The organism is Streptomyces sp. WZ.A104 (assembly GCF_002382885.1).
Classification (GTDB): domain Bacteria; phylum Actinomycetota; class Actinomycetes; order Streptomycetales; family Streptomycetaceae; genus Streptomyces.
This window is the reverse complement of record NZ_NWVL01000096.1, coordinates 1-26,195: the sequence shown is the minus strand read 5'-3', so window position 1 is coordinate 26,195 and position 26,195 is coordinate 1. Positions and strand designations below refer to the sequence as shown.

Genomic DNA, 26,195 nt, shown 5'->3' with positions numbered 1-26,195 from the left:
CGCCGGGCGGGCGCCCTCGCCGCCGCCGCCCTGCCGGGGGCGTGGCGGGGCCGCGTCCGCCCGCTTGGCGCGGGTGCGCTTGGCGGGCGCGGTCTTCGTGGTGGTCGTGGCGGAGGCTCCCGGTGCGGCGGTGGCCTCGGTGGGAGCGGGAGGCGGCGCGGTCGGCGTCACATCGACGGAGACCTCGACGGTTGCCTCTGCGGGGGCCTCGGCGGCCTTGCGGGATGCCTTGCGGGACGGCTTGCGGGCGGTCACAGGGACTGCCTCCTCGGGGTGAAGGGGAGGAGCACGGGGTGGAAGGGGGAGGGAGAGTGAGGGAGAGGCGCGGGAGGAGCGGGAAGGGGCCGGGCCCGGATCAGGCGGCGGCCGACTGGGCCAGCCGCTGGATGGCCGCCATCGGTACGGGCAGCCAGTCGGGGCGGTGCCGGGCCTCGTACAGCACCTCGTACACCGCCTTGTCGGTCTCGTGGGCGCGCAGCAGCTCCGGTTCGCCGCGCGGGTCGGTGCCCGAGGCCAGCGCGTAGCCCTCGCAGTAGGCGGCGCGGCAGCGGGCCGCCCACTCCGGGTGCCACGGGCGGTGCGAGCGGGCCGCGTAGTCGAAGGAGCGCAGCATGCCCGCGACATCGCGCACCGGCGGTGCGGGGCGCCGCCGTTCGTGCAGCGGTCGCGCCGGTTCGCCCTCGAAGTCGATCAGCGACCAGAAGCCGTCGGCGGAGCGCAGCGTCTGGCCGAGGTGGAGGTCGCCGTGCACGCGCTGCTGCGCCCAGCCGCTGCCCCGGTGGCCGAGGTCGGTCACGGCGTCGAACGTGGCGCGCAGCCCGGGGACGTACGGCACGAGCGCCGGGACCGCCTGGGCGGCGGCCTCCAGGCGCTGGGTCATCTGGGCCACCAGCTGCCGGGTCTGGGTGCCGCGCAGCGCCGGGGTGGGCAGGGCGGCGGCGAGCGCGGTGTGCACCTCGGCGGTGGCCCGGCCCAGGGCCCGCGCCTCGGGCAGGAAGTCCCGGCCCGCGGCGAGCGCGGCGAGCGCGAGCTGCCAGCCGTCGTGTGCGCCGTGCAGGAAGGGCTGGAGCACGCCGAGGGTGAGCGGCTCGGGGCCCGGCGCCTCGAACCAGGCGACCGGGGCGGGCACCCGTTCGCACCCCTGGCCGGTCAGCGCGAGAGGCAGCTCCAGGTCCGGGTTGGTGCCCGGGAAGACCCGGCGGAAGATCTTGAGGATGTACGCATCGCCGTAGACGATCGAGGAGTTGGACTGCTCGGCGTCCAGGACCCGGGGCGGGAGGCCCGCCGGGATCGCGGCGTTCCGCTCGAACCGGAGGGTGCCGAGCGTGCCGGGCCGGCGGAACCGTTCCAGCAGGAGTCCGGCCAGCCGTGGATCGTGCAGTGCGTCGTAGACGGTCCGCCCCGCCAGCGGGCCCCGGTCCGCCCGGCCGACCAGTGCGGCGGCGAGGGTCGTGGGCAGCGATGTTCGCACGCCGAGAAGGAGTTGGTAGCAGTCACCGGCCGGGTGGACCGGCGCGGACGGCTGCTGGACCCGCAGCAGCAGATGCAGCAGGCCCGGACCGGCCGCGCCGTCCAGTGGCAGCATCTCGGTGGCCGAGACGAGGGAGAAGCCGGTGACCGGCCGGCCCTTGCCCGCGAACCACCGCTGCCGGGGCAGCCATTCGTGGAGCAGCGGGGCGAGGGACGGGAGAAGGGCCCCGTCCCTGGTGCTGCCGTGCGTTGTGCTGTTCCTCGTGCTCTTCGCCAGGGCGACGTGAGGGGATGCAGCCTCCGACATGGCATCGCGTCCTTTCCCCGGGCACACCACAGGATGCGAAGAGTGTCCCGGATTGCGGCAATGGCTGTCCGGCTGTGCGGGACGTGTCGGGTGAGGATGGTCCTTACGGACTCGAACGGCGGAACCGTGAAGGTGCGATGTGGGTCAGAGTGCCCCGTGCGGGACGGCGGAAACCGCCCCGCACGGGCTGAGGCCGCATCAGGCCGGCGGCGCGTCCTTGCGCAGCCGGAACCAGTAGAAGCCGTGCCCCGCCAGGGTCAGCAAGTAGGGCCACTGCCCGATGGCCGGGAACCGCACCCCGCCGATCAGCTCCACCGGATGCCGCCCGTTGAAGGACCGCAGGTCCAGCTCCGTCGGCTGCGCGAACCGCGAGAAGTTGTGCACGCACAGGACGAGGTCGTCCTTGTACTCGCGGGTGAACGCCAGCACAGCAGGGTTGGAGGAGGGCAGTTCGGTGTACTCGCCGAGGCCGAAGGCCGGATTCTGCTTACGGATCTCGATCATCCGGCGGGTCCAGTGCAGCAGCGAGGACGGCGAGGCCATCGACGCCTCGACGTTGGTGACCTGGTAGCCGTAGACCGGGTCCATGATCGTGGGGAGGTAGAGCCGCCCCGGATCGCTGGAGGAGAAGCCGGCGTTGCGGTCGGGCGTCCACTGCATCGGGGTGCGCACCGCGTCCCGGTCGCCCAGCCAGATGTTGTCGCCCATCCCGATCTCGTCCCCGTAGTAGAGGATCGGGGAGCCGGGCAGCGACAGCAGCAGCGCGGTGAACAGCTCGATCTGGTTGCGGTCGTTGTCCAGCAGCGGGGCGAGGCGCCGGCGGATGCCGATGTTGGCGCGCATCCGCGGGTCCTTGGCGTACTCCGCGTACATGTAGTCGCGCTCTTCGTCCGTGACCATTTCGAGGGTCAGCTCGTCATGGTTGCGCAGGAAGATGCCCCACTGGCAGTTCTTCGGGATCGCCGGGGTCTTCGCCAGGATTTCGGAGACCGGGTAGCGGCTCTCGCGGCGCACCGCCATGAAGATCCGCGGCATCACGGGGAAGTGGAACGCCATGTGGCACTCGTCGCCGCCCGCTTCGTAGTCGCCGAAGTAGTCGACGACGTCCTCCGGCCACTGGTTGGCCTCGGCGAGGAGCACGGTGTCCGGGTAGTTGGCGTCGATCTCCTTGCGGACCCGCTTGAGGAAGTTGTGGGTCTCGGGGAGGTTCTCGCAGTTGGTGCCCTCGCGCTGGTAGAGGTAGGGCACCGCGTCGACCCGGAAGCCGTCGATGCCCAGGTCCAGCCAGAACCGCAGGGCCGCGAGGATCTCCTCCTGGACCGCCGGGTTCTCGTAGTTGAGGTCCGGCTGGTGGGAGAAGAAGCGGTGCCAGTAGTACTGCTTGCGCACCGGGTCGAAGGTCCAGTTGGACGTCTCGGTGTCGACGAAGATGATCCGGGCGTCCTGGAACTGCTTGTCGTCGTCGGCCCAGACGTAGTAGTCGCCGTAGGGCCCGTCGGGGTCGGTGCGGGACTGCTGGAACCACTCGTGCTGATCGCTCGTGTGGTTCATGACGAAGTCGATGATCACGCGCATGCCCCGCTGGTGCGAGGCGTCCACGAACTCCACGAAGTCGGCGAGATCGCCGAACTCCGGCAGGACCGCGGTGTAGTCGGAGACGTCGTAGCCCCCGTCGCGCAGCGGCGACTTGAAGAACGGCGGCAGCCAGAGGCAGTCCACGCCGAGCCACTGGAGGTAGTCCAGCTTGGCGGTGATGCCCTTGAGGTCGCCGATTCCATCCCCGTTGGAGTCCTGGAAGGACCGGACGAGCACCTCGTAGAAGACGGCGCGCTTGAACCAGTCGGGATCGCGGTCCTTGGCGGGAGTGTCCTCGAACGTGTCGTGGACAGGCTCATTGACGATCATGGTGTGGGTGACCCTCCGGTCGGCGGGGACGGTCGCAGGACGGCGATGTGCGCGGGCGTGATGCCCGGCTCCAGGCGCACATAGAAGGCCCTGCCCCAGTGGTAGGTATCGCCGGTGAGCTCGTCGCGCACCGGTACGCGCTCGTGCCGGTCGAGGCCGAGCCGCTCCATGTCCAACGAGACCGTGGCCTCCTGGGTGTGGTGCGGGTCGAGGTTCACGACCACCAGAACGGTGTTCGAGCCGGAACGCTTGCTGAAGACGATCAGCGCGTCGTTGTCGGCGTGATGGAAGTGGACGTCGCGCAACTGCTGGAGTGCGGGGTTGCGGCGCCGGATCCGGTTCAGCGAGGTGATCAGGGGCGTCAGCGTGCGGCCCTCGCGTTCCGCCGACTCCCAGTCCCTCGGGCGCAGTTCGTACTTCTCCGAGTGCAGGTACTCCTCGCTCCCCGGCTTGGCCGGAGTGTTCTCGCACAGCTCGAATCCCGCGTAGACGCCCCAGGACGGGGCGAGCGTCGCGGCCAGTACCGCCCGAGCTTCAAAGGCCGGGCGGCCGCCCTCCTGGAGGTAGCCGGGAAGGATGTCGGGGGTGTTCACGAAGAAGTTGGGCCGCATGTACGAGGCGGCCTCCCCGGACAGCTCCGTGACGTACTCGGTCAGCTCGTGCTTGGTGTTGCGCCAGGTGAAGTACGTGTACGACTGCTGGAAGCCGACCGCTCCCAGGGTGTGCATCATCGCCGGGCGGGTGAACGCCTCTGCCAGGAAGATGACATCGGGATCGGTGCCGTTGATCTCGGCGATGACCTTCTCCCAGAACACCACCGGCTTGGTGTGCGGGTTGTCGACCCGGAAGATCCGCACCCCGTGGCCCATCCAGAAGCGCAGGATCCGTGTCGTCTCCGCCACCAGACCGCGCATGTCCTTGTCGAAGGCGATCGGATAGATGTCCTGGTACTTCTTCGGCGGGTTCTCGGCGTACGCGATCGAGCCGTCGGGGCGGTGGTGGAACCAGTCCGGGTGGTCCTTGACCCACGGGTGGTCCGGCGAGCACTGGAGCGCGAAGTCCAGCGCGATCTCCATCCGCAGATTGCGGGCCACCGACACGAAGTGGTCGAAGTCCTCCAGCGTCCCGAGCTCCGGGTGGACCGCGTCGTGCCCGCCGTCCGGCGAACCGATCGCCCAGGGCACGCCCGGGTCGTGCTCCCCGGCCGTCAGCGTGTTGTCCGGGCCCTTGCGGTGGGTGGTCCCGATCGGATGGATCGGCGGCAGGTACACGACATCGAAGCCCATGGCGGCGACCGCGGGCAGCCGCTCGGCGGCCGTCCGGAAGGTCCCGCCGACCAGCCGGGTCGGCGCGTCCGGCGAGCTGTCGGCGGGGTCCACCGGCACCCGCCGCGCCCCCTCCGAGCGCGGGAACAGCTCGTACCACGACCCGTACAGCGCCCGCTGGCGCTCCACGCGCACCGCCAGCGGTTTGGACCGGGTGACCAGCTCACGCAGCGGATACCGGGCGAGGACGGCGTCGGCGGCCGGGGTCAGGGCGGCGGCCAGCCGGGCGGCCGGCGGGTGCGCGGCGTCGCGCAGCGCGTCCACCGCCGCTAGCACCGCCTCACGCCCGTGCTTCTTCGGTACGCCCGCGGCGGCCCGCTCCAGCAGCGCCGCACCCTCCGCCAGCACCAGGTCCGTGTCGATGCCCGCCGGGATCTTGATCGCGGCGTGGTGCCGCCAGGTGGCGACCGGATCGCTCCAGGCCTCCACCGTGTACGTCCAGCGGCCCTCGCAGGCCGGGGTGACCTCCGCGCCCCAGCGGTCGGTTCCCGGGGCCAGCTCGCGCATCGGGGTCCACGGTCCCACCCGTCCGCTCGGATCGCGCAGCACGACATTGGCGGCCACCGCGTCATGGCCTTCGCGGAAGACGGTGGCGGTGACCTGGAAGGTCTCACCGGCGACGGCCTTCGCCGCCCGTCTGCCGCAGTCGACGAGAGGGCGGACGTCCAGGACGGGAATACGACCGATCATGGAATCACCTGGGGGCTGGAGGAGCTCGGTGCGGACGGGAAACGGCACGGGCACGGAGGACCGACCGCGCGTGCCGCGATGATGGGGATCTGTCCTTTGTAGCTGCTCAGCTGTCTGCTGACGGGCTGTGGGCATGGCCGCTCCTGTCCGCGTTCACTCGAATGGCACTCGAATGGGTGGGTCGCGGGGGTTTCGTGCAAGTTCGGGGATGCACGGAGAACGTGTGCGGGCCGGGACGTGCGGTGTACCGGAGAAGCCTTCCCCGCGGCCGCGGGTGGGAAATCCGGCGTTGTGTTAACTACTCGGTCGTAGCCGGTCGGTCGGAGACGCTCACGCCCCGGCGCGCGCTCCGGCGGCGTACGGAGATCCGAAGCGCCCCCACAGGTTCCGGATACCCGATCTGCGGCGCCACACGGCAGCTTTCCCTGTGGCTCAGAGGTCCACAAGGCTGCGTACGGGGGTGAAATCGGCCAAACCCCCAGGTGAACGAGTGTGGCGGGGGACGGTGGGCGAGGTTCGTGGGGCGCCTGTGGGGAGGTGCGCAGCGGTCGGCCCCGGACCCTGTGAGCCGTCCGCGCGCCGTGGTCGCGGCCCGCGGACGGCCGCTACCGTCGAGGGTGACGGAAGGGCGCACACCGTCGTGCGTCCCCTCGGATGCGCAAGTCCCCTGTAAAGGTGGAGTACGTGAAGGCCATTCGTCGATTCACCGTGCGTCCTGTCCTCCCCGAACCCCTCCGACCCCTCCACGACCTCGCGCGCAACCTGCGCTGGTCCTGGCACACCGAGACCCGTGAGCTCTTCCGGTCCGCCGACCCCGAGGGCTGGCGGCCCGCGGACGCCGACCCCGTACGCCTGCTCGGCTCGCTGTCCGCCGGGCGGCTCACCGAACTGGCCCGGGACGAGGAGTACCTCGGCCGCCTCGCCGCGGCCTCCGCCGACCTCGCGGAGTATCTGGAAGGCCCCCGCTGGTATCAGCAACAGCAGTCCACCGGAGCCGAACTCCCTTCCGCCATCGCCTACTTCTCACCCGAATTCGGCGTCACCGCGGCGCTGCCCCAGTACAGCGGCGGCCTCGGCATCCTGGCCGGCGACCACCTCAAGGCCGCCAGCGACCTCGGTGTCCCGCTCATCGGCGTCGGGCTGCTCTACCGCCACGGCTACTTCCGCCAGACCCTCTCGCGCGAGGGCTGGCAGCAGGAGCACTATCCCGTCCTCGACCCCAACGAACTCCCCCTCGACCTGGTCCGCGAGGCCGACGGCGCTCCCGCCAGGGTGGTGCTCGCCCTGCCCGGCGGACGCTCGCTGCACGCGTGCGTCTGGCTGGCCCGCGTCGGCCGCGTTCCGCTGCTCCTGCTCGACTCCGACGTCGAGGAGAACGCCCCCGGCGAACGCGACGTCACCGACCGGCTCTACGGCGGCGGCAGCGACCACCGCCTCCTCCAGGAGATGCTGCTCGGCATCGGCGGGGTGCGCGCCGTGCGCACCTGGTGCCGTCTCACCGGCACCCCGGAGCCGGAGGTCTTCCACACCAACGAGGGCCACGCAGGCTTCCTCGGCCTGGAGCGCATCCGCGAACTGTCCGCCAACGGGCACGACTTCGAGGCCGCCCTCGAAGTGGTCCGGGCCGGGACCGTCTTCACCACGCACACCCCGGTGCCCGCCGGGATAGACCGCTTCGACCGGCAGCTCGTCGCCCGCCACTTCGGCGACGACGGAGAACTGCCCGGTGTACCCGCCGAGAAGATCCTCCGGCTCGGCACCGAGACCTACCCCGGCGGCGAGCCCGAGCTGTTCAACATGGCAGTGATGGGCCTCCGGCTCGCCCAGCGCGCCAACGGGGTCTCCACCCTCCACGGGGCCGTCAGCCGGGAGATGTTCTCCGGGCTCTGGCCGGGCTTCGACTCCGCCGAGGTCCCCATCACCTCCGTCACCAACGGGGTGCACGCCCCGACCTGGGTGGCCCCCGAGGTGTTCCGGCTCGGCGCGGGCCAGGTCGGCGAGGGCCGCGCCCACCAGGTGCTGGCGGGCGGACCGGTGGCCGACGAGGCTTCCTCGGGGAGCGGCACCCCGCGCCGCTGGGAGGCGGTGACCGGCATCGGCGACCAGGAGATCTGGGACCTGCGCCGGGACCTGCGCGGCCAGCTGGTCACCGAGGTCCGCCGCCGCCTCTACGCCTCCTGGCGCAGGCGCGGCGCGGGCACCGCCGAACTGGGCTGGATCGACGGTGTCCTCGACCCGGACGTCCTGACCATCGGCTTCGCCCGCCGCGTCCCCTCGTACAAGCGGCTCACGCTGATGCTCCGCGACCGCGACCGGCTGCGCGAGCTGCTGCTGCACCCCACGCACCCGATCCAGATCGTCGTCGCGGGCAAGGCCCACCCGGCCGACGACGGCGGCAAGCGGCTGGTGCAGGAGCTGGTGCGGTTCGCGGACGACCCGCGGGTGCGCCACCGCATCGTCTTCCTGCCGGACTACGGCATGGGCATGGCGCAGAAGCTCTATCCGGGCTGCGACGTCTGGCTCAACAACCCGCTGCGCCCCCTGGAGGCGTGCGGTACGAGCGGTATGAAGGCGGCGCTCAACGGCTGCCTCAACCTGTCGGTGCGGGACGGCTGGTGGGACGAGTGGTTCGACCCGGACTTCGGCTGGGAGATCCCCACCGCCGACGGCTCGGCGGTCGACGAGGACCGCCGCGACGAGCTGGAGTCGAACGCCCTCTACTCCCTGATCGAGGACCGGGTCGCCCCGCGCTTCTACGACCGGGGGGCGGCGGGGCTGCCCGACCGGTGGATCGAGATGGTCCGCTCCACTCTGGTCAGCCTGGGCCCGAAGGTGCTCGCGGGGCGCATGGTGCGGGAGTACGTGGAGCGGCTCTACGCCCCGGCCGCGCGGTCCCGGCGGGCCCTGGCGCCCGAGGTCGCGCGGGGGCTAGCCCAGTGGAAGTCCCGGGTCCGGGCGGCCTGGCCGGAAGTCTCCGTCGACCATGTGGAGTCGGTCACGGACACCGCGGCGGGCGGCTCGGCGGAGCTCGGCGCCACCCTGTCGCTGCGGGTGCGGGTCGCGCTCGGCGGTCTGGACCCGGACGACGTCGAGGTGCAGGTGGTCGCGGGCCGGGTCGACTCCGGCGATGCCATCGCGGACGCCCAGACCTTCCCGCTGAAGCCGGCGGGCGGCCACGACCTGGAGGACCGCTGGCTCTACGAGGGCCCGCTCACCCTGGAGCGGACGGGACCGTACGGCTACACCGTGCGCGTCCTGCCCGCCCACGGGCTGCTGGCCTCGGGCGCCGAACTGGGCCTGGTCGCGCTGCCGACCGAGGCGACGGGCGAGGGCGCGTGCGTGCTGATGCGCTGAGCGACGCGGTACGGCGAACGGCCCGGGAGAGGGGAACCCCTCCCGGGCCGTTCGGTCGTTCGGTCGTTAGGCCGTCCGCCGGATCGGAGTACCGATCAGAAGGTGAGCTTGAAGCTGTTGATCCGACCGATGTCGTACCGGGCGCGGTCCTGGACCCTCAGCTTCCACTCCCCGTTGGCCACCTTGGACGAGGCGTTGACCGTGTAGGTCTCCACCACGTTGTCCGCGGAGTCGCCGGAGGAGGTGTTCTTCAGGCGGAAGGTGCCGCCGTCCGGGGCCACCAGGTCGATGACCAGGTCACCGCGCCAGGTGTGGCTGATGTTCACGCCGACCTTGAGGTCGCTCGGGGCGTTGCCCGCGATGCCGGTGACGTTGACCGAGCTGGTGACGGCCGCGCCCGCGTCCGGGATGTTCACGACGGTGTCGTTCTCGAAGACCTTGTCGCCCGGGTCGGGGTCGCCGCCGCCGGGGCGGTCGCCCACGTTGATGCCGGCCCAGGCGTGCGCCACGGCCGCGTACTCGGGGCTGGTGGCCCCGTACAGCTCACTGGCGACCGCGAGCGTGCCGGTGCGGGCGGCGGCGTAGTTCGTGGTCGAGGTGAACTTGGTGGTGAGCGCCTTGAACCAGATCAGCGACGCCTTGTCCCGGCCGATGCCGGTGACCGGCAGCCCGTCGGAGGTCGGGGAGTCGTAGCTGACACCGTTGATCGTCTTGGCGCCGCTGCCCTCGGAGAGCAGGTAGTACCAGTGGTTGGCCGGGCCCGACGAGTAGTGCACGTCGACGTTGCCGATGCCGGAGTACCAGTAGTCCTTGGAGTTGCCGTCCCGGCTCGGCTTGTCCATGTAGCGCAGCGGGGTGCCGTTGCCGCGGATGTCGATCTTCTCGCCGACCAGGTAGTCGCCCTGGTCCTCGGAGTTGTTCGCGTGGAACTCGACGGCGGCGGCGAAGATGTCGGACGTCGCCTCGTTGAGGCCGCCGGACTCACCGCTGTAGCGGAGGCCCGCCGTGTTCGAGGTGAGGCCGTGGGTCATCTCGTGGGCGGCCACGTCGATGGAGGTCAGCGGTTTGGCGTTGCCGTCGCCGTCGCCGTACGTCATGCAGAAGCAGCTGTCCTGCCAGAAGGCGTTGACGTAGTTGTTGCCGTAGTGGACGCGGGAGTACGCGCCGACGCCGTCGCCCCGGATGCCGCTGCGGCCGTGCACGTTCTTGAAGTAGTCCCAGGTGAGCGCGGCCCCGTAGTGGGCGTCGGCGCCCGCGGTCTCGGCGTTCTGCGGGGTGCCGTCGCCCCAGATGTCGTCCGGCCCGGAGAACAGGGTCCCGGTGCCGGAGCTGCCGCGGTTGAGGTTGTACGTCTTGTGGTTGCCGCGCGTGGTGTCGGTCAGCGTGTACGAGGGCGCCGTGCCCAGCGTCACCTGGCCGCTGTACTGGGTGTTGCCGGTGCCGTTGTGGACGGCCTGCCACTCGTAGAGCTTCTCGCCGGAGGCGGCGTCGGTGATCACGTGGAGCTCGTTCGGAGTGCCGTCGTGCTGGAGTCCGCCGACCACGGTCTCGTACGCGAGCTTCGGGGAGCCGCCGCCCAGCCAGACCACCTTGCGCGGCGCCTTCTCCGCCTCCGTCGCCTTGGAGCCCTCGGCCTTCGCCGCGCCGAGCGCCTGCTTCTCCGCGGCCGCCGGGGCCACGTCGGCGGCGAGGCCGACGGCCTTCAGCTGCGCGGAGGTCGCTTTCGACGCCTTGCTGACGCCCTCGGTCGCCCCGGCCGCGGACTCCTTCACCACGAGGTCGCCGCCGAGGACGGGGAGCCCGCCGAGGGTGCGCTCGTAGCGGGTGTGCGTGGTGCCGTCCCGGTCCTGGACGACATCGCGGACCACGAGCTTCTCGGTGGGCCCGAGGCCGAGTTCCTTGGCGGTGGCCGCCTTGGTGCCGTTCGCCTCACTGAGGAGCTCGGCGCGCTGGGCGGGGGACAGCTTGACGGGCAGGGCGGCCGGATCGGCCTTCGTACCCGCGGTGATCCCGCCGGCGGGGGCCGAGGCGGGGCCCGCGGAGGCGACTCCGGACGGGACGGCGACGGCTATCAGGGCTGCTGCGGCTATCAGAGCGCCGGTCGCGGTGGCGCGACGGCTGGGCGTGGATCTCACGCGGACTCCTTCTGCGAGGGGGGTACCGGCGGCGCTGGACGGGCCGTCCGGGCGGTGCAGGCGGTGCGCAGAACGGGGTGAAGAGTGTCAGCAGATACCCGTGCGTGTCAGGGGCGCGTCAAAAACTTGGCCGATTCTCGTTCGTTGCCGAGAAGGTCATGTTCGTTAAGCGGACGTTTCGCTGATCATTGCCACAGTGTTACCGGATGTCCAACAAGCCAGTACTCACAGGGTGGTCACAGGTTTCGTGGGCGAAGAGCACTGCCGGGCGGCGGGTGGGTAGGGCGGTGTTGACCACCTGGTGAGACGAAGGCGTGTTCTGGCCAGATCCCGCCGCCGGAATCCGAGGGTCCATCAAGGGCGGCACGGGGCCCGCTTCCCGTTCGCCGTCCTCTCGGGCGGTCGCGCCCGAGGGGTGCGCGGCGGCGGTCGCCCGCTGCGGGCCGACGGCAGCACCGCGAAGCCCCCGGCACGCCACTGCCCCCAGGCGTGGTACCACGGATGTGGTGCTTCTTTCCGGTCCCGAGCGCGGCCGGACGACCCTCGGGAGTGCGGTATGGCAGGAACGGCGGCTGTGGTCGGCGCGGGCATCGGCGGTCTGGCGACCGCCATCGGCCTCCGCCGCGCGGGCTGGAGCGTGACCGTGCTGGAGCGGCGCACCGAACTGGAGCGGTACGGCGCGGCCTTCGGCATCCACCCCGCCGCGCAGTCCGCGCTCGACCGCCTCGGCGTCGGGGACGCGCTGCGCGACCACGCCGTGCCGTACCGCGACGCCCGCATCCGCAGGCCTGGCGGCACGCCGATCGCCCGCCTCCCGCTGGAGCGCATCGAACGCAAGGCGGGCCGCCCCGAACTCCTCATTTCCCGCCCCTACTTGGTCGACGCCCTGCTCGCGGGCCTGGAGTCCTTCGGGGACGTGCCGGTCGAGCTCGGCCAGACCGTCACCGACGTGGGCGCGCTCACCGCCGGGCAGGACCTGGTGGTCGGCGCCGACGGCATCCGCAGCGCCGTCCGCACCGCCCGCTTCGGCGACCGCAGCGGCCCGCGCCGGATCGGTACGATCGCCTGGATCGGCATCGCGGACTTCGAGAGCCCGGTGCACGGCGAGACCTGGGGCAGCGGCCGCTTCTTCGGGATGACCCCGGTCGAGCCGGGCCGGACCAACTGGTACGCCACCGTGCCCGAGGCCACCACCGCTGAGGAACTGCGCGGCTTCTTCGCCGGGTGGCACGACCCGATCCCGCGCATCCTGGACGCCACCGACCCGGCCGCCCGCATCCGCTACGACATGCGCCATCTGTACCCGGCCCTGCCCTCGTTCGTGTCGCCCGCCGACCGGGCCGCCTCTCCTGTCGCCCTGGTCGGCGACGCGGCCCACGCCATGACGCCCAACCTCGGACAGGGAGCCTGCACCGCGATCCTGGACGCGGACGCCCTGGCCCGCGCGGTCGCCGCCGCGCGCCCAGGGCCCGCGGGCCTCGCCGCCGCCCTGCGCGCCTACGACCGAGAACGCCGCCGCAGCGCCCAGCGGACCGCCCTCGCCTCCCGGACCCTGCACCGATTCATGAGCACCGAACGGACTCGGCTGCGCGACGGGGCGATGCGGTTGCTGCCGGGGTGATACGGGGGTCAGACCGCGAACCACACCTTCTCGACGTGCTCCGCGCCGACCTCGTGCAGGGCGACCGCGGTGCGGACCTGATCGCCCTGGAGGCCCGTGACGACCTCCTGGTCGATCACGATCCGGCCGTGGATGACCCGCGAGACGAGTTCGGCGGGCAGGTCCGGGCCGGACCCGAAGGGAGGGCGGCGTAGCGTTCCCGGAACGCCGCACCCGAGCGGTCCGCCATCTCCTCGCCGGGCGGGAAGGCGTACACCGGGGCGTCCTTGACGCAGAAGCCGAGAAACGCCTCCGGACCACGTGCGTTGCAGGCGGCCAGCCGGCCGTCGACGATCTCCTCCCGGGTCACCGGAGACCTTCTTTCGTCGGCCCGCCGGCGGCCGCCGGGGCGGTGCGGCGGGAGCGGATGCGGGTGTGGATCTGTCGCAGCACCGCACCCAGGTGGAAGATCATGCTCGCCCCGACCGGCCGGCCCCGCTGTGTGGCGGGTCACATGCCTTGGTCTGTTGTCACGTGCAACCTCGCACTGCCTTGAGCGGTCGAACACACTGGCCTCACCCGTGTCTCCCTCCACCTTCGAACCCGGACGGCCCTCCCAGCCTTCGTGCCGCTCCGGCGGCACCCAGACTTCACCGAGGACCTCATTTCATGAAGATCCGCCGCGCCCTGGCCGTCGCCGCAGCGACCGCCGTGATCGCCCCGGTCACGCTCCTGTCGGCCCCCGTCGCCCTCGCGACCCCCGGGCCTACCACCGAGACCACCGAAAGCTCCCCCGTGCCGGAGGAGTCCGCGACCTCCCCCGCCCCGGACGAGTCCGAGACGTCTCCCGCGCCCGAGGAGTCCGAGGGTTCCCCGGCCCCCGAGGAGAGCGAGACGAGCCCCGCGCCCGAGGAGTCGGAGACCGCCCCGGCCCCCTCCACGAGCCCGTCCGCCACATCCCCCGCCCCGTCGCCCTCCGCCACCTCGCCCGAGGACATCTGCGACGGCGGCGACGAGGACAGCGACCTCGTCATCGACAAGAACCTGCGGACCACGCTCTCCGGGCTGCCCTCCAAGGTCGTCGCGGGCAGCGGATTCCATGGCTTCAAGTTGAACTTGACCAACAAGAGCGACAAGGCCTACGACCGCGTCGACCTCGGTGTCTTCGCCGCCAAGGTCGACAACAGGACGTGGAACGACTCCACTGGTCACCTCACGCTCCAGTTCAAGAACCCGGAGACGGGCGCCTGGACGGACATCCACCTCGACGAGGAGGACGAGGCCTCCGGCTACCTCGGCTACACCGCCGTCCGGGCCAAGGAGTCCTTCTCCATCGACCTGCGAGTGAGCGTCGACAAGAAGTCCCCCGCGGGCACTGCCTTCGTCATCACCGCCGGTGTCTACGCCGATGCCCAGGGCAGCTGCGTCCTGGCCCAGAGCCCGGGCTTCTACGAGTTCGACGTCCTCGCCGCAGGCGCCGCCGCGGGCGACCCGAACGACGCGAAGCCCCAGGAGGGCGGCAAGAAGCCGCTGCCGGTCAAGCCCGCGGGCAACACCGAGATCAAGCCCGAGGGCACCCTCGCCCAGACCGGCTCGGACTCCAACCTGCCCCTGATAGCGACCGTCGGCGGGGTGGCGATCCTGGCCGGCGCCGGTGTCGTCTTCTCCCTCGGCCGCCGCCGCAAGAGCAACGCGACCGCCTGACGCACGGAAACGCGAGGGGGGCTGCCCGCCCGGGCAGCCCCCCTCGTTTGTTGCAGGGAGCGCGTGATCGCGAGCGCGAGTTCCAGAGGAAGCGCCAGAATCCGCGTGTGATGTTTTCCCGGCCTGGCAACGGCGGCACGACCACGGCGAATCACACGGAGCGTGATTCAGGGGGTGTCCGGCACTCCCAGGGTCTGCTCGGGCCCCGCAGGTCGATGCGGATCGCGTACGTGGTGCTCATCGCCCGGTCACCGGCCCAGCGGTCGCGGTCACGGCGTCATCGGTGGCCACCGCGGGACCGTGGGAGGCAGCTTCTCATTTCGCCTTGCCTCTTCCCCCTGGACCGCCCGGCCCCCTGAAGGCGAGAGGGATCATACAAGGGCGTGATGGAGTCAGGGGTTTGACGGATCGGCAGCGGCCGGCGGCGCCGAGTCGGTATGTCGATTCAGGTCGATTCAGGTCGGGTCAGGTCAGACCAGGCTGTCCCGCCACGTCCGGTGCAGACCCGCGAACCGCCCCGTCCCGCCGATCAGTTCGGCGGGAGTGCCGTCCTCCACGATCCGGCCGTGCTCCATCACCAGCACCCGGTCCGCGATCTCCACCGTGGAGAGCCGGTGGGCGATCACCACCGCCGTGCGGCCGTGCAGCACCGTGTCCATGGCCCGCTGCACCGCCCGCTCGCCGGGAATGTCCAGGGAGCTGGTCGCCTCGTCCAGGATCAGTACCGCCGGGTTCGCCAGCAGGGCGCGGGCGAAGGCCACCAACTGCCGCTGGCCCGACGAGATCCGCCCGCCCCGCTTGCGTACGTCGGTGTCGTAGCCGTCGGGCAGGGCGGCGATGAAGTCGTGCGCGCCGATCGCCCTCGCGGCGTGCTCGATCTCCTCGCGGGTGGCGTCCGGTCGGCCGATCGCGATGTTCTCCGCGACCGTCCCGGAGAACAGGAACGCCTCCTGCGTCACCATGACCACTCCCCGGCGCAGCCCCGCCGTGTCCAGGTCGCGCAGGTCCACGCCGTCCAGCAGGACCCGGCCCTCGGTCGGGTCGTAGAAGCGGGCCAGCAGCTTGGCGAGCGTCGACTTGCCCGCGCCGGTGGAGCCGACGACCGCCACCGTACGGCCCGCCGGGATGTGCAGGTCGAAGGCGGGCAGCACCTCGCCGCCCGTACGGTAGGCGAACCGCACCCGGTCGAACGTCACGTCACGGCCCGGGTGTTCGCCGGATCGGGGCGGCAGCTCCTTCGGGTCGCCCGCCTCGGGGACCGTCGGAGTCTGGGCCAGCAGACCGGCGATCTTCGTCAGCGAAGCGGCCGCCGACTCGTAGGAGTTGAGGAACATCCCGAGCCGGTCGATCGGGTCGTACAGCCGGCGCAGATACAGCACGGCCGCCGCCAGCACCCCGAGTGCCAGCGTCCCCTCGGCCACCCGGTAGGCGCCCCACAGCACCATGCCCGCCACCGCGGTGTTCGCGAGCAGCCGGGAGCCCACGACATAGCGGGCCAGCTCCAGGATCGCGTCGCCGTTCGCCCGCTCGTGGCGGGTGTTCAGCGCCGTGAACGCGGTGTCGTTGCTCCGCTCACGGCGGAACGCCTGGACCGGGCGGATGCCGTTCATCGTCTCCGCGAACTTCACGATCACCGCCGCGATCGCCGTCGACCGCGCCGCGAACGCGACGGACGCCCGCCGCCGGTACAACCGGACCATCAGATACAGCGGTACGAAGGAGAGCGCGGCGATCGCGCCGGTCCCCAGGTCCAGCCAGAGCAGCACCACTGTGATCGACACGAACGAGAGGACCACGCCGATCAGTTCCTGGAGGCCCTCGCTCAGCAGCTCCCGCAGCGACTCCACGTCCGTGGTGGAGCGCGAGATGATCCGGCCCGAGGTGTAGCGCTCGTGGAAGTCGACGCTCAGCGCCTGCGCGTGCCGGAAGATCCGGCCGCGCAGATCGAGCAGCACGTCCTGGTTGATCCGGGCGGCGGCCCGGATGAAGCCGTACTGGAGCACGCCCGCGCCGACCGAGCAGAGCGCGTAGCCGACCGCGACCGCGACCAGCGGACCGTAGTCGTGGTCCCGGAACGCCGGCACCCCGCTGTCGATCGCGTACGCCACCAGCAGCGGGCCCGCCTGCATCGCCGCCTGCTGGACCACCAGCAGCAGAGCCGCCACCGCGACCCGGCCGCGCATCGGGGCCAGCAACGAGAACAGCAGCGACCGGGTCGCACCGGGCGGCGAGGGCAGGTCGTCCTGGTCGAACGCGTCGTCGGCGCGCTGCCGTACGGGCGCGGCCGGGCTCTTCGGCGGGCCGTCCTCGGCCGCGGGGAGCGAAGCGTCGTCGGTGGTCGTCGTCATCGGGCACTGCCCTCCTCGGCGGGAACCTGCTGGGCGGGGGCGCTCCCCGGTTCTGCGGGGGCACGCCGACCAGGCGCGGGCCCGCGCGGACGCCGGGCCCGGGCCGCACCGGCGGCCCGGGTGTCCTCGCCCCGGCCCGCCGCATCCCCCGCGCCGCCCGGTTCCGCGCCCGACATCAGCCAGGCGTACTCCGCGTTGCCGCGCAGCAGCTCCTGATGGGTGCCGACCGCGGCTATCCGGCCCCCGGACAGCAGCGCCACCCGGTCCGCCAGCATCACCGTGGACGGGCGGTGCGCCACGACCACCGCGGTCGTCCGCTCCAGGACTCGCCGCAGCGCCGCCTCCACCAGCGTCTCCGTGTGCACGTCCAGCGCGGAGAGCGGGTCGTCCAGGACCAGGAAACGCGGCTCGCCGACCACCGCGCGGGCCAGGGCGAGGCGCTGGCGCTGGCCGCCGGAGAGGCTCAGGCCCTGCTCGCCGACCTCCGTGTCCAGGCCCAGCGGCAGGTCGTGCACGAAGTCCGCCTGCGCCACCGAGAGCGCCCGGCGCACCTGCTCCTCGTCCGCGCCCGCCGCGCCCATCCGGACGTTCTCGCCGACCGTCGCGGAGAACAGCGTCGGCTCCTCGAAGGCCACCGACACCAGCTCCCGCAGCCGCGAGCGTTCCATCGTGGCGATGTCCTCGCCGTCCAGGGTGATCCGCCCGCCGGTCACCTCGTACAGCCGGGGCACCAGCGCGGTGAGGGTCGTCTTGCCGGAGCCCGTACCGCCCACCAGGGCCATCGTCTCGCCGGGCCGCACCTGGAGGTCGATCCGGGCGAGCACGGGCGGGGATTCGGGATCCGCGTCCGGGTAGCGGAACTCGACGCCCTCGAAGACCAGCCCGGGGGCGGTCGGCCGCGCGTCGTCCCGGGCGGCGACGGCCCCGGGCTCCTGCGCCACGTCCATCACCTCGAAGTACCGGTCCGTCGCGGTCGCCGACTCCTGGCTCATCGCCAGCAGGAAGCCGATCGACTCCACCGGCCAGCGCAGCGCGAGCGCCGTCGAGAGGAACGCCACCAGCGTGCCCGCCGACAGCGAGCCGTCCGCCACCTGGATCGTGCCGAGCACCAGCGCCGCCCCGATCGCCAGCTCCGGGATGGCGGTGATCAGCGCCCAGATCCCGGCGAGCAGCCGCGCCTTGCCCAGCTCCGTGGTGCGCAGCCGATGCGACAGCGCCCGGAACGCGCGCGCCTGGCTGCGATGGCGGCCGAAGCCCTTGACGATGCGGATGCCGAGCACGCTCTCCTCGACGACCGTGGTGAGGTCGCCGACCTGGTCCTGGGCGCGGCGCGCGACCACCGAGTACTTCGTCTCGAACAGCGAGCACAGGATCATCAGCGGTACGGCGGGCGCCAGCAGCACCAGACCCAGCGTCCAGTCCTGGGCGAACAGCAGGACGAAGCCGACCAGGATCGTCGTCGCGTTGACGAGCAGGAAGGTCAGCGGGAACGCCAGGAACATCCGCAGCAGCATCAGGTCCGTGGTCCCGCGCGACAGCAACTGCCCCGAGGCCCAGCGGTCGTGGAAGGCGACCGGCAGCCGTTGCAGATGCCGGAAGAGATCCGCCCGCATCGACGCCTCGACCGCGGCCAGCGGACGCGCCACCAGCCACCGCCGGAACCCGAACAGCAGCGCCTCCGCGATACCGAGCAGCAGCAGATACAGCGCCCCCAGCCACACCCCGCCCGGATCGCGGTCGGCCACCGGACCGTCCACCATCCACTTCAGGACCAGCGGGATCACCAGCCCCAGACAGGACGCCAGGATCGCCACGAAAGCGGCGGTGAACAGGCGTACCCGCACGGGTCGGACATAGGGCCACAGGCGCAGGAGGGAGCGCACGGCGGACCGTTCCGTGTGCTCTGCAGGTTTTTCGGGCATCAGGGCCGACACTACGTTTCACCACTGACATCGGTCCTGTGCTTTTCCGGACCAGGCGCTCGGCCTTCGCCGTCGGCTACGACCGGGGCATCCTCGGCCGACTCCGCCTTCCGATCACCCCGCCACCCGCAACAGCAGCACCGAACGGGCCGGGACGCTCAGCTCCGTACCGCCGTTCAGGACCGTGCCCGGGGACTCCGCCTGCTCCTCCCGCGAGGTGTCCAGCACCAGTTCGTAGCGGTCGGCCCACGGCGCTCCCGGCAGTGCGAAGGGCGTCGGCTCCGCGCCCGCGTGCAGCACCGCCAGGAAGCTGTCGTCGGTGACCGGCTCCCCGCGCGCGTCCCGTCCGGGGATGTCCCGGCCCGAGAGGTAGAGCCCGAGCGTGGCGGCGGGGGCGTACCAGTCGCCCTCCGTCATCTCCCGGCCGTCCCGCGCGAACCACGCCAGATCCCGCAGCCCGTCCGGGGCCTGCGCCCGCCCGGAGAAGAACGCCCGCCGCCGCAGCACCGGATGGGTCTGGCGCAGCTTCAGCACCCGGGCCGTCAGGGCGGTCAGCTCCCGCCACTCCGGCTGATCGAGCAGCGACCAGTCCAGCCAGCCGGTCTCGTTGTCCTGGCAGTAGGCGTTGTTGTTGCCGCCCTGCGTCCGGCCCATCTCGTCGCCCGCCGTGAGCATCGGCACCCCGGTGGACAGCAGCAGAGTGGTCAGCAGATTGCGCAGCTGGCGGCGGCGCAGCGCGTTGATCTCCGGATCGTCGCTCTCGCCCTCGGCCCCGCAGTTCCACGCCCGGTTGTCGTTCGTTCCGTCCCGGTTGCCCTCGCCGTTGGCCTCGTTGTGCTTGTGCTCGTAGCTGACCAGGTCGCGCAGGGTGAAGCCGTCGTGCGCGGTGACGAAGTTGACCGAGGCGTACGGGCGGCGGCCGCCCCAGGCGTACAGGTCGCTGGAGCCGGTCAGCCGGTAGCCGATGTCCCGTACGTCGGGGAGCGCACCGCGCCAGAAGTCCCGTACGGCGTCGCGGTAGCGGTCGTTCCACTCGGTCCACAGGGGCGGGAAGGCGCCCACCTGGTAGCCGCCGTTGCCGACGTCCCACGGCTCGGCGATCAGCTTGACCCGGCGCAGTACCGGGTCCTGGGCGATCACCGCGAGGAAGGGGGAGAGCATGTCGACGTCGTGCATCGAGCGGGCCAGCGCCGCCGCCAGGTCGAAGCGGAAGCCGTCCACGCCCATCTCGGTGACCCAGTAGCGCAGCGAGTCGGTGATGAGCCGCAGCACCTGCGGCTGCACGACGTGGAGGGTGTTGCCGCAGCCGGTGTAGTCGGCGTAGCGGCGCGGATCGTTCTGGAGGCGGTAGTAGCCGCGGTTGTCGATGCCGCGCAGCGACAGCATCGGGCCGAGCTCGCCGGCCTCCGCGGTGTGGTTGTAGACGACGTCGAGGATCACCTCGATCCCGGCACTGTGCAGGGCGTGCACCATCCGCTTGAACTCGCCGACCTGCTGACCGGCTGTGCCGGAGGCGGAGTAGTCGGCGTGCGGGGCGAAGTAGCCGATGGAGTTGTAGCCCCAGTAGTTGTGCAGCCCGCGCCGCAGCAGATGGTCCTCGTGGGCGAACTGGTGCACCGGCAGCAGCTCCACCGCCGTCACGCCGAGCCGGGTCAGATGCTCGATCGCGGCCGGGTGCGCGAGCCCGGCGTAGGTGCCGCGAAGCTCGGGCGGGATGTCCGGGTGGCGCTTGGTGAAGCCGCGTACGTGCAGCTCGTAGATGACCGAGTCGGCCCACGGGGTCTTCGGGCGGCGGTCCTCCACCCAGTCGTCGTCATCGTGGACGACCACACCCTTGGGGACGTACGGAGCCGAGTCCCGGTCGTCGCGCACGGTGTCCGCGACATGCTGCTGGGGCCAGTCCCGGACATGCCCGTAGACCTCGGGCGGCAGGCTGAAGGTCCCGTCGACGGCACGGGCGTACGGGTCCAGCAGCAGCTTGGCCGCGTTCCAGCGGGCACCCGTCCACGGGTCCCAGCGGCCGTGCACCCGGTAGCCGTAGCGCTGACCGGGCCGCACCCCCGGCACGAAGCCGTGCCAGATCTCATGGGTCAGCTCGGTCAGCGGACAGCGCGTCTCGACGCCCCGCCCGTCGAACAGACACACCTCGACCGCCTCGGCCCCGCCCGCCCACAGCGCGAAGTTCGTCCCCGCCACCCCGTCGGGGCCGACCCGGAAGCGGGCCCCCAGCGGCATCGGCGCCCCGGGCCACACGGCGGGCGCCGGAGCCCCGGCCCGCAGGGCGTCGGCGCGCCCGGTGCGGTGGGTCTCCGCGACCTCCGCGCGGACGGCGGCCACCTGATCCGGATCCTGTACTGCCTCCTGCTCGGCTGCGCTCGACACCGTGTAGCCTCCCGCGGCTCGTAGGACGGGCACCGGAGAAGAGGCGCGCGGCGTCCCGGCCGCGCGGGCCCTTCGGGGTAGTCCTCCCCTCTGTTCTGCCCACCAGCGGCCCCGCACTCACGTTTCCCCCGACCGGCCCTGGTCGTTGGGGGAGCGTGAACCACACAGCGAAGAGCGCACGGCCCGGCTCGGCCGCCGTGCTGACGTGGGCAGGACTGCTGACCGTGCTGGCCCTCCTGACCGGCTGCACCGACACCCGGGAGGCCCTGCTCAACGGCAAGGCGCGGTCACCCGGCGACGCGATCAGCATCTTCCCCGAGGACGGCGCGAAGGACGTCGACGAGGAGACCCGGATCGCGGTGAAGGTCCCCGACGGGCGGCTGGAGAGCGTGAAGGTGATGCGGATCGAGGACGCGCAGCAGCAGACGGTGGCCGGGCGCATCGCCGAGGACGGGCGCTCCTGGGCCCCCGAACCCCGGGTGGCCCGGCTCGCCCTCGCCGCGAAGTACAGCATCGACGCGGTCGCCGTGGACGGTGCGGGCCGCCGTTCGGCCCGGCACGCCACGTTCACCACGCTGGTCCCCGAACACCGCTTCATCGGCTACTTCAAACCGGAGAACCGGTCCACCGTCGGCACCGGCATGATCGTCTCCTTCTCCTTCAACCGGCCGATCGCCGACCGGGCGGCGGTGGAGAGGGCCATCCGGGTGACGTCCGATCCGGCGGTGGAGGTCGCGGGCCACTGGTTCGGAAAGGACCGGCTGGACTTCCGGCCGAAGGCGTACTGGAAACCCGGCACCGAGGTCACCGTCGACATCGGGCTGCGGGATGTGGAGGGCGCCCCGGGGGTCTACGGCAGCCAGGACAAGACGGTCGTCTTCACGGTCGGCCGCTCCCAGGTCTCCCGGGTCGACGCCGAGGCCAAGACCATGGAGGTCCGCCGGGACGGGGAGCTGCTCAGCACGGTCCCGATCACCGCGGGCGCCCCGAAGACGACCACGTACAACGGGAAGATGGTGGTCACCGAGATGCACGAGGTGACCCGGATGAACGGGGCGACCGTCGGCTTCACGGACAAGAAGGGCAAGGGCGAGTACGACATCAAGGACGTCCCGCACGCGATCCGGCTCACCACGTCCGGCACCTTCCTGCACGGGAACTACTGGGCCGACGAGGACGTCTTCGGTGAGGAGAACGTCAGCCACGGCTGCATCGGGCTGCGGGACGCGAAGGGCGGCAGCGGTGCCACCCCGGGCGGCTGGTTCTTCGACCGGACCCTCATCGGTGATGTCGTCGAGGTGGTCAACTCGAAGGACAAGAAGGTCGCACCGGACAACGGGCTCGGTGGCTGGAACATGGGCTGGAAGAAGTGGAAGGCCGGCTCCGCGCTGCGGTGAGGCTCCCGGCCCCGGCCCGCCCCGGCAGCCCGCGCCACTTGCACAGCTCCCCGGACGACTTGGGACCGAACGGTGACATTCCGGGGGAGTCCACCCCGCTCGCGATGTGATTATCTTGCGGCGGCGTGCATATGCAGCGCGCGGGGGTGCGGGCCATGGCGGGGCCAGGCCGTGCGAGGGGAGACGACCACAGTGAACGGGCAGCCGATATCGGGGGCATCGGCCGGGGCGAGCGGGAAGCGGCGCGGCGGACCGGGGCTGTCGGCCCTGGTCCTGGGAGCACTGCTGTTGCTGGTGACGGCGTGCGGCGGAGGTGCCGGCGCGGACGAGAGGAAGGCGCCGGCCGGCGGGACGAAGACCGAGGACACGAGCGCCTCGCAGGCGGTGGTGACCATCGCGCCGAAGGACGGCGCGGATTCCGTGGCGACCAGCGGCGCACTGAAGGTCAGCGCCGCGCAGGGCAAGCTGACCACGGTGAAGGTCGCCGACCCCGAGGGCAACGAGGTCGAGGGCACGATCGCGGCCGACGGCGCGAGCTGGACGCCCGAGCGGCACCTCGCCGCCTCCACCAAGTACACGGTGCACGCGGTCGCCAAGGACGCCAAGGGCCGTGAATCGGCGAAGGACACCACCTTCACCACGCTGGTGCCGGCGAACACCTTCATCGGGCACTACACGCCGGAGGACGGTTCCACCGTCGGCGTCGGCATGCCGGTCTCCATCAACTTCACCCGGGGCATCACCGACCCGGACGCGGTGGAGAAGGGCATCAAGGTGACGGCCGAGCCGGCCGTCGAGATCGAGGGCCACTGGTTCGGCAACGACCGCCTCGACTTCCGGCCGGAGAAGTACTGGGCGGCGGGCACCAAGGTGACCGTCGAGCTCAACCTCGACGGCGTCGAGGGCCGGCCGGGCGTCTACGGCAAGCAGGCCAAGACCGTGAAGTTCACCATCGGCCGCAGCCAGGTCTCCACCGTCGACGCGAGCACGAAGCGGATGAAGGTCGTCCGCGACGGCAAGGAGATCAAGGACATCCCGATCTCCGCGGGCGCCCCGGCGACGACCACGTACAACGGGCAGATGGTCATCAGCGAGAAGCTGAAGGTGACCCGGATGAACGGCGACACCGTCGGCTTCGGCGGCGAGTACGACATCAAGGACGTGCCGCACGCGATGCGGCTGTCCACCTCGGGCACCTTCCTGCACGGCAACTACTGGGGCGCCTCGTCCATCTTCGGCAACACCAACACCAGTCACGGCTGCGTGGGTCTGCGCGATGTGCGCGGCGGCTACGACAACCAGACCCCGGCGGCCTGGTTCTACAACAGGTCGATGATCGGTGACGTGGTCGTCGTGAAGAACTCCAAGGACAAGCAGATCCAGCCCGACAACGGCCTCAACGGCTGGAACATGGACTGGGAGGAGTGGAAGAAGTAGCCCTTCTTCCTCCCCACGCCTCGCGCGTGTGAACGGGCCCGGTGCTGTGACCAACGGCACCGGGCCCGCTCGCGTTAGCACTGGTTAACCTGCCTCCATGACTGTGAGCCTCGAAGTACGTGACAACGTCGGCACGATCCGGCTGGACCGGCCGCCGATGAACGCTCTGGACGTGGCGGTCCAGGACCGGCTGCGGGAGCTGGCCGAGGAGGCCACCCGGCGCGATGACGTGCGCACCGTGATCCTCTACGGCGGCGAGAAGGTGTTCGCGGCGGGCGCGGACATCAAGGAGATGCAGGCGATGGACCACACGGCGATGGTCCTGCGGTCCAAGGGCCTCCAGGACGCGTTCACCGCCGTAGCCCGCATCCCCAAGCCGGTCGTCGCCGCCGTCACCGGATACGCGCTCGGCGGCGGCTGTGAACTGGCGCTCTGCGCCGACTTCCGGATCGCCGCGGACAACGCCAAGCTGGGCCAGCCGGAGATCCTCCTCGGACTGATCCCGGGTGCGGGCGGCACCCAGCGCCTCGCCCGGCTGATCGGCCCCTCCCGGGCCAAGGACCTCATTTTCACCGGCCGCATGGTCAGGGCGGAGGAGGCCCTGACGCTCGGTCTGGTGGACCGGGTGGTGCCCGCCGCCGAGGTCTACGAGCAGGCGCACGCCTGGGCGGCCCAGCTGGCGAAGGGACCCGCGCTGGCGCTGCGCGCGGCCAAGGAGTCGGTGGACGCCGGGCTGGAGACGGACCTCGACACCGGGCTCACCATCGAGCGGAACTGGTTCGCCGGACTCTTCGCGACCGAGGACCGCGAGCGGGGCATGCGCAGCTTCGTCGAGGAGGGGCCGGGCAAGGCCACCTTCCTCTGACCGTTGGTCGGAACGGGGGGTCGTGGCGGGGGTTCATCCGTGCGAGCGGATTATCCGGGCCTTAAGGCAACCTTAAGGCCCGGTGCCCCCCTCGGTGTGGCAACCCTCGCGTTGCGGGGCATCGCCCCAGCTCACCGGGGTTCTTCGAAGCGCTGCCCTGCCACTGGCATATGTCAAAAGCCTCTCGCGGAATGATTCGTTCCGGGGGGCGGATTCCTCCGGAACGGCCCCGGACGTCGATGTGTGCGGCCATGATGGTGGACATGGCGGGCCTGGAGGGTGTGGATCAGCCGCGACCGCGCAGCAGCGCGACGGCGGCACGCTGGACGTCGACCACGGATGACGAACAGGCGTTCAAGGCGCTGGAGTTGTTCGGAAATCCGACCGAGGGGGAAGTGCGGCTGCCGTCACGCCCGGAGTCGGCGGCGACGGCACGGCGGCTCACCTCCTGCGTGGTGCTCCGGCAGTGGGCGCTCTCGCCGCAGACCGCCGAGTACGCGGTGCTGCTCGTCTCCGAACTCGTCGGCAACGCGGTGCGGCACACCGGGGCCCGCGTCTTCGGGTTACGCATGGTGCGCCGCCGGGGCTGGATTCGCGTCGAGGTGCGTGACCCCTCGCGCGGGCTGCCGTGTCTGATGCCGGTGCGCGAGATGGACGTCAGTGGCCGGGGCCTCTTCCTCGTCGACAAGCTCTCCGACCGGTGGGGAGTGGATCTGCTGCCGCGCGGCAAGACCACCTGGTTCGAGATGCGGATCTCCGACCGCTGACCGCCGCGGCGCCCTCACGGGGCGGACCCCGTACGCGGAAGCCCCCGGTGCGCAGAAGTGCCCGGCGTGCAGGGGCTGCTGGTACGCAGGGGCTGTGCTGGTACGCAGAAGCCCCCGGTCGGCCGTGGTGCGGCGCTGCGGGGGCTTCTGTGGGGGGCCGTGAAATGGGGGGTGTGTTCACGGCCGCTTGTGACGACCTGGGCCCGGGTCAATGGGGGTCGTGGCACCGACTATGGCAGACGGGTGACCCCGGTGCCAAAGCTGCTTTTCGGGTGATTCTCGGACCAATCGGTCATTCAGAACATGAATCGTAGGTGTGCTCGGTCACTCGCCTGGCATTCCATGCATTCTTATGGTGATGCTTGAATGATTCATAGATCATTTGGGTAATCAGTCAATCGTTATATTTCGCCCTCTCCGCCTCTACTGTGTCCCGGGAAACTCCGTGGAACGCGAGGTGGTCGGGCATGGACGGACACAGGGCGCCGGTGCGCCGCCGCGACGCGCTGGGCACCGGGGTCGGGCTGCTCGCGGCCGCCGCCCTCACGGCGGGCTGCGCGGGTGGCGGCGGGGGCGGGGCGGCCGGT

The 26,195-nt window shown here is 71.4% G+C and carries 15 protein-coding genes and 1 pseudogene; 7 read left to right on the top strand and 9 right to left on the bottom strand.

Annotated elements, in window-relative coordinates; translation table 11 throughout:
* From CIB93_RS38255 to CIB93_RS33205, 4 genes and pseudogenes are all read right to left on the bottom strand, one after another.
* Window positions 1-255 (bottom strand): annotated as a pseudogene (locus CIB93_RS38255) (1,4-alpha-glucan branching enzyme); the annotation flags it as partial.
* A 100-nt stretch (window positions 256-355) separates the two neighbouring features.
* Entirely contained in the window at window positions 356-1,777 is a 1,422-nt protein-coding gene (locus tag CIB93_RS33215) for a phosphotransferase (RefSeq protein WP_096632340.1), read from the bottom strand.
* A 198-nt stretch (window positions 1,778-1,975) separates the two neighbouring features.
* Window positions 1,976-3,682 carry a maltose alpha-D-glucosyltransferase gene (gene treS / locus CIB93_RS33210; RefSeq protein ID WP_096632339.1) on the bottom strand — a complete coding sequence of 569 codons (1,707 nt, stop codon included), beginning with the start codon at window positions 3,680-3,682 and terminating at the stop codon, window positions 1,976-1,978.
* On the bottom strand, window positions 3,679-5,697 hold the full coding sequence (locus CIB93_RS33205) for an alpha-1,4-glucan--maltose-1-phosphate maltosyltransferase (protein WP_096632337.1): 2,019 nt from the start codon (window positions 5,695-5,697) through the stop codon (window positions 3,679-3,681). The genes treS and CIB93_RS33205 overlap by 4 nt, the downstream gene beginning before the upstream one ends.
* Before the next feature lie 684 nt (window positions 5,698-6,381).
* On the opposite strand from CIB93_RS33205, the gene glgP reads away from it, so the two are divergent.
* A complete protein-coding gene (gene glgP / locus CIB93_RS33200; protein WP_096632343.1) occupies window positions 6,382-9,051 on the top strand; it encodes an alpha-glucan family phosphorylase in 2,670 nt (889 codons plus the stop codon).
* A 95-nt stretch (window positions 9,052-9,146) separates the two neighbouring features.
* Here the strand turns inward: glgP and CIB93_RS33195 are convergent, their stop codons facing one another.
* Window positions 9,147-11,186 (bottom strand): M4 family metallopeptidase, encoded by a 2,040-nt coding sequence (locus CIB93_RS33195; protein ID WP_096632336.1) that lies wholly within the window; start codon window positions 11,184-11,186, stop codon window positions 9,147-9,149.
* Between the two features lie 556 nt (window positions 11,187-11,742).
* Between CIB93_RS33195 and CIB93_RS33190 the strand changes: the two genes are divergently transcribed.
* Entirely contained in the window at window positions 11,743-12,807 is a 1,065-nt protein-coding gene (locus tag CIB93_RS33190) for an NAD(P)/FAD-dependent oxidoreductase (RefSeq protein WP_096632334.1), read from the top strand.
* Window positions 12,808-12,922: 115 nt separating this feature from the next.
* Here CIB93_RS33190 and CIB93_RS33185 read toward each other — a convergent pair whose 3' ends face one another.
* Window positions 12,923-13,156 (bottom strand): hypothetical protein, encoded by a 234-nt coding sequence (locus tag CIB93_RS33185; protein WP_096632333.1) that lies wholly within the window; start codon window positions 13,154-13,156, stop codon window positions 12,923-12,925.
* A gap of 299 nt (window positions 13,157-13,455) precedes the next feature.
* Between CIB93_RS33185 and CIB93_RS33180 the strand changes: the two genes are divergently transcribed.
* Window positions 13,456-14,490 carry an LPXTG cell wall anchor domain-containing protein gene (locus tag CIB93_RS33180; protein ID WP_096632331.1) on the top strand — a complete coding sequence of 345 codons (1,035 nt, stop codon included), beginning with the start codon at window positions 13,456-13,458 and terminating at the stop codon, window positions 14,488-14,490.
* A gap of 470 nt (window positions 14,491-14,960) precedes the next feature.
* Here CIB93_RS33180 and CIB93_RS33175 read toward each other — a convergent pair whose 3' ends face one another.
* From CIB93_RS33175 to glgX, 3 genes are all read right to left on the bottom strand, one after another.
* Window positions 14,961-16,838 carry an ABC transporter ATP-binding protein gene (locus tag CIB93_RS33175; protein ID WP_096632330.1) on the bottom strand — a complete coding sequence of 626 codons (1,878 nt, stop codon included), beginning with the start codon at window positions 16,836-16,838 and terminating at the stop codon, window positions 14,961-14,963.
* Complete coding sequence (locus CIB93_RS33170; protein ID WP_096632342.1) at window positions 16,835-18,760, bottom strand: ABC transporter ATP-binding protein; 1,926 nt, start codon at window positions 18,758-18,760, stop codon at window positions 16,835-16,837. The genes CIB93_RS33175 and CIB93_RS33170 overlap by 4 nt, the downstream gene beginning before the upstream one ends.
* 114 nt (window positions 18,761-18,874) lie before the next feature.
* Window positions 18,875-21,142 carry a glycogen debranching protein GlgX gene (gene glgX / locus CIB93_RS33165; RefSeq protein ID WP_179500330.1) on the bottom strand — a complete coding sequence of 756 codons (2,268 nt, stop codon included), beginning with the start codon at window positions 21,140-21,142 and terminating at the stop codon, window positions 18,875-18,877.
* Window positions 21,143-21,297: 155 nt separating this feature from the next.
* Between glgX and CIB93_RS33160 the strand changes: the two genes are divergently transcribed.
* The 4 genes from CIB93_RS33160 to CIB93_RS33145 all read left to right on the top strand — a co-directional run bounded on the left by CIB93_RS33160 (window position 21,298) and on the right by CIB93_RS33145 (window position 25,608).
* Window positions 21,298-22,539, top strand: coding sequence for an Ig-like domain-containing protein (locus CIB93_RS33160; protein WP_096632326.1), 1,242 nt, complete (start codon window positions 21,298-21,300; stop codon window positions 22,537-22,539).
* 192 nt (window positions 22,540-22,731) lie between these two features.
* The gene (locus tag CIB93_RS33155) at window positions 22,732-23,976 is read left to right on the top strand and encodes an Ig-like domain-containing protein (RefSeq protein ID WP_096632325.1); all 1,245 of its coding nucleotides are present in this window, start codon (window positions 22,732-22,734) and stop codon (window positions 23,974-23,976) included.
* A gap of 97 nt (window positions 23,977-24,073) precedes the next feature.
* On the top strand, window positions 24,074-24,841 hold the full coding sequence (locus tag CIB93_RS33150) for an enoyl-CoA hydratase/isomerase family protein (protein ID WP_096632323.1): 768 nt from the start codon (window positions 24,074-24,076) through the stop codon (window positions 24,839-24,841).
* Window positions 24,842-25,092: 251 nt separating this feature from the next.
* Complete coding sequence (locus tag CIB93_RS33145) at window positions 25,093-25,608, top strand: ATP-binding protein (protein WP_096632322.1); 516 nt, start codon at window positions 25,093-25,095, stop codon at window positions 25,606-25,608.
* Window positions 25,609-26,195 lie beyond the last annotated feature (587 nt).

Coding starts and splice junctions, on each gene's coding strand:
- CIB93_RS33170 (WP_096632342.1), bottom strand. CDS start 18,760: ATGCCCGAAAAACCTGCAGAGCACACGGAACGGTCCGCCGTGCGCTCC.
- CIB93_RS33180 (WP_096632331.1), top strand. CDS start 13,456: ATGAAGATCCGCCGCGCCCTGGCCGTCGCCGCAGCGACCGCCGTGATC.
- CIB93_RS33205 (WP_096632337.1), bottom strand. CDS start 5,697: ATGATCGGTCGTATTCCCGTCCTGGACGTCCGCCCTCTCGTCGACTGC.
- CIB93_RS33190 (WP_096632334.1), top strand. CDS start 11,743: ATGGCAGGAACGGCGGCTGTGGTCGGCGCGGGCATCGGCGGTCTGGCG.
- treS (WP_096632339.1), bottom strand. CDS start 3,682: ATGATCGTCAATGAGCCTGTCCACGACACGTTCGAGGACACTCCCGCC.
- CIB93_RS33215 (WP_096632340.1), bottom strand. CDS start 1,777: ATGTCGGAGGCTGCATCCCCTCACGTCGCCCTGGCGAAGAGCACGAGG.
- CIB93_RS33145 (WP_096632322.1), top strand. CDS start 25,093: ATGATGGTGGACATGGCGGGCCTGGAGGGTGTGGATCAGCCGCGACCG.
- CIB93_RS33175 (WP_096632330.1), bottom strand. CDS start 16,838: ATGACGACGACCACCGACGACGCTTCGCTCCCCGCGGCCGAGGACGGC.
- CIB93_RS33150 (WP_096632323.1), top strand. CDS start 24,074: ATGACTGTGAGCCTCGAAGTACGTGACAACGTCGGCACGATCCGGCTG.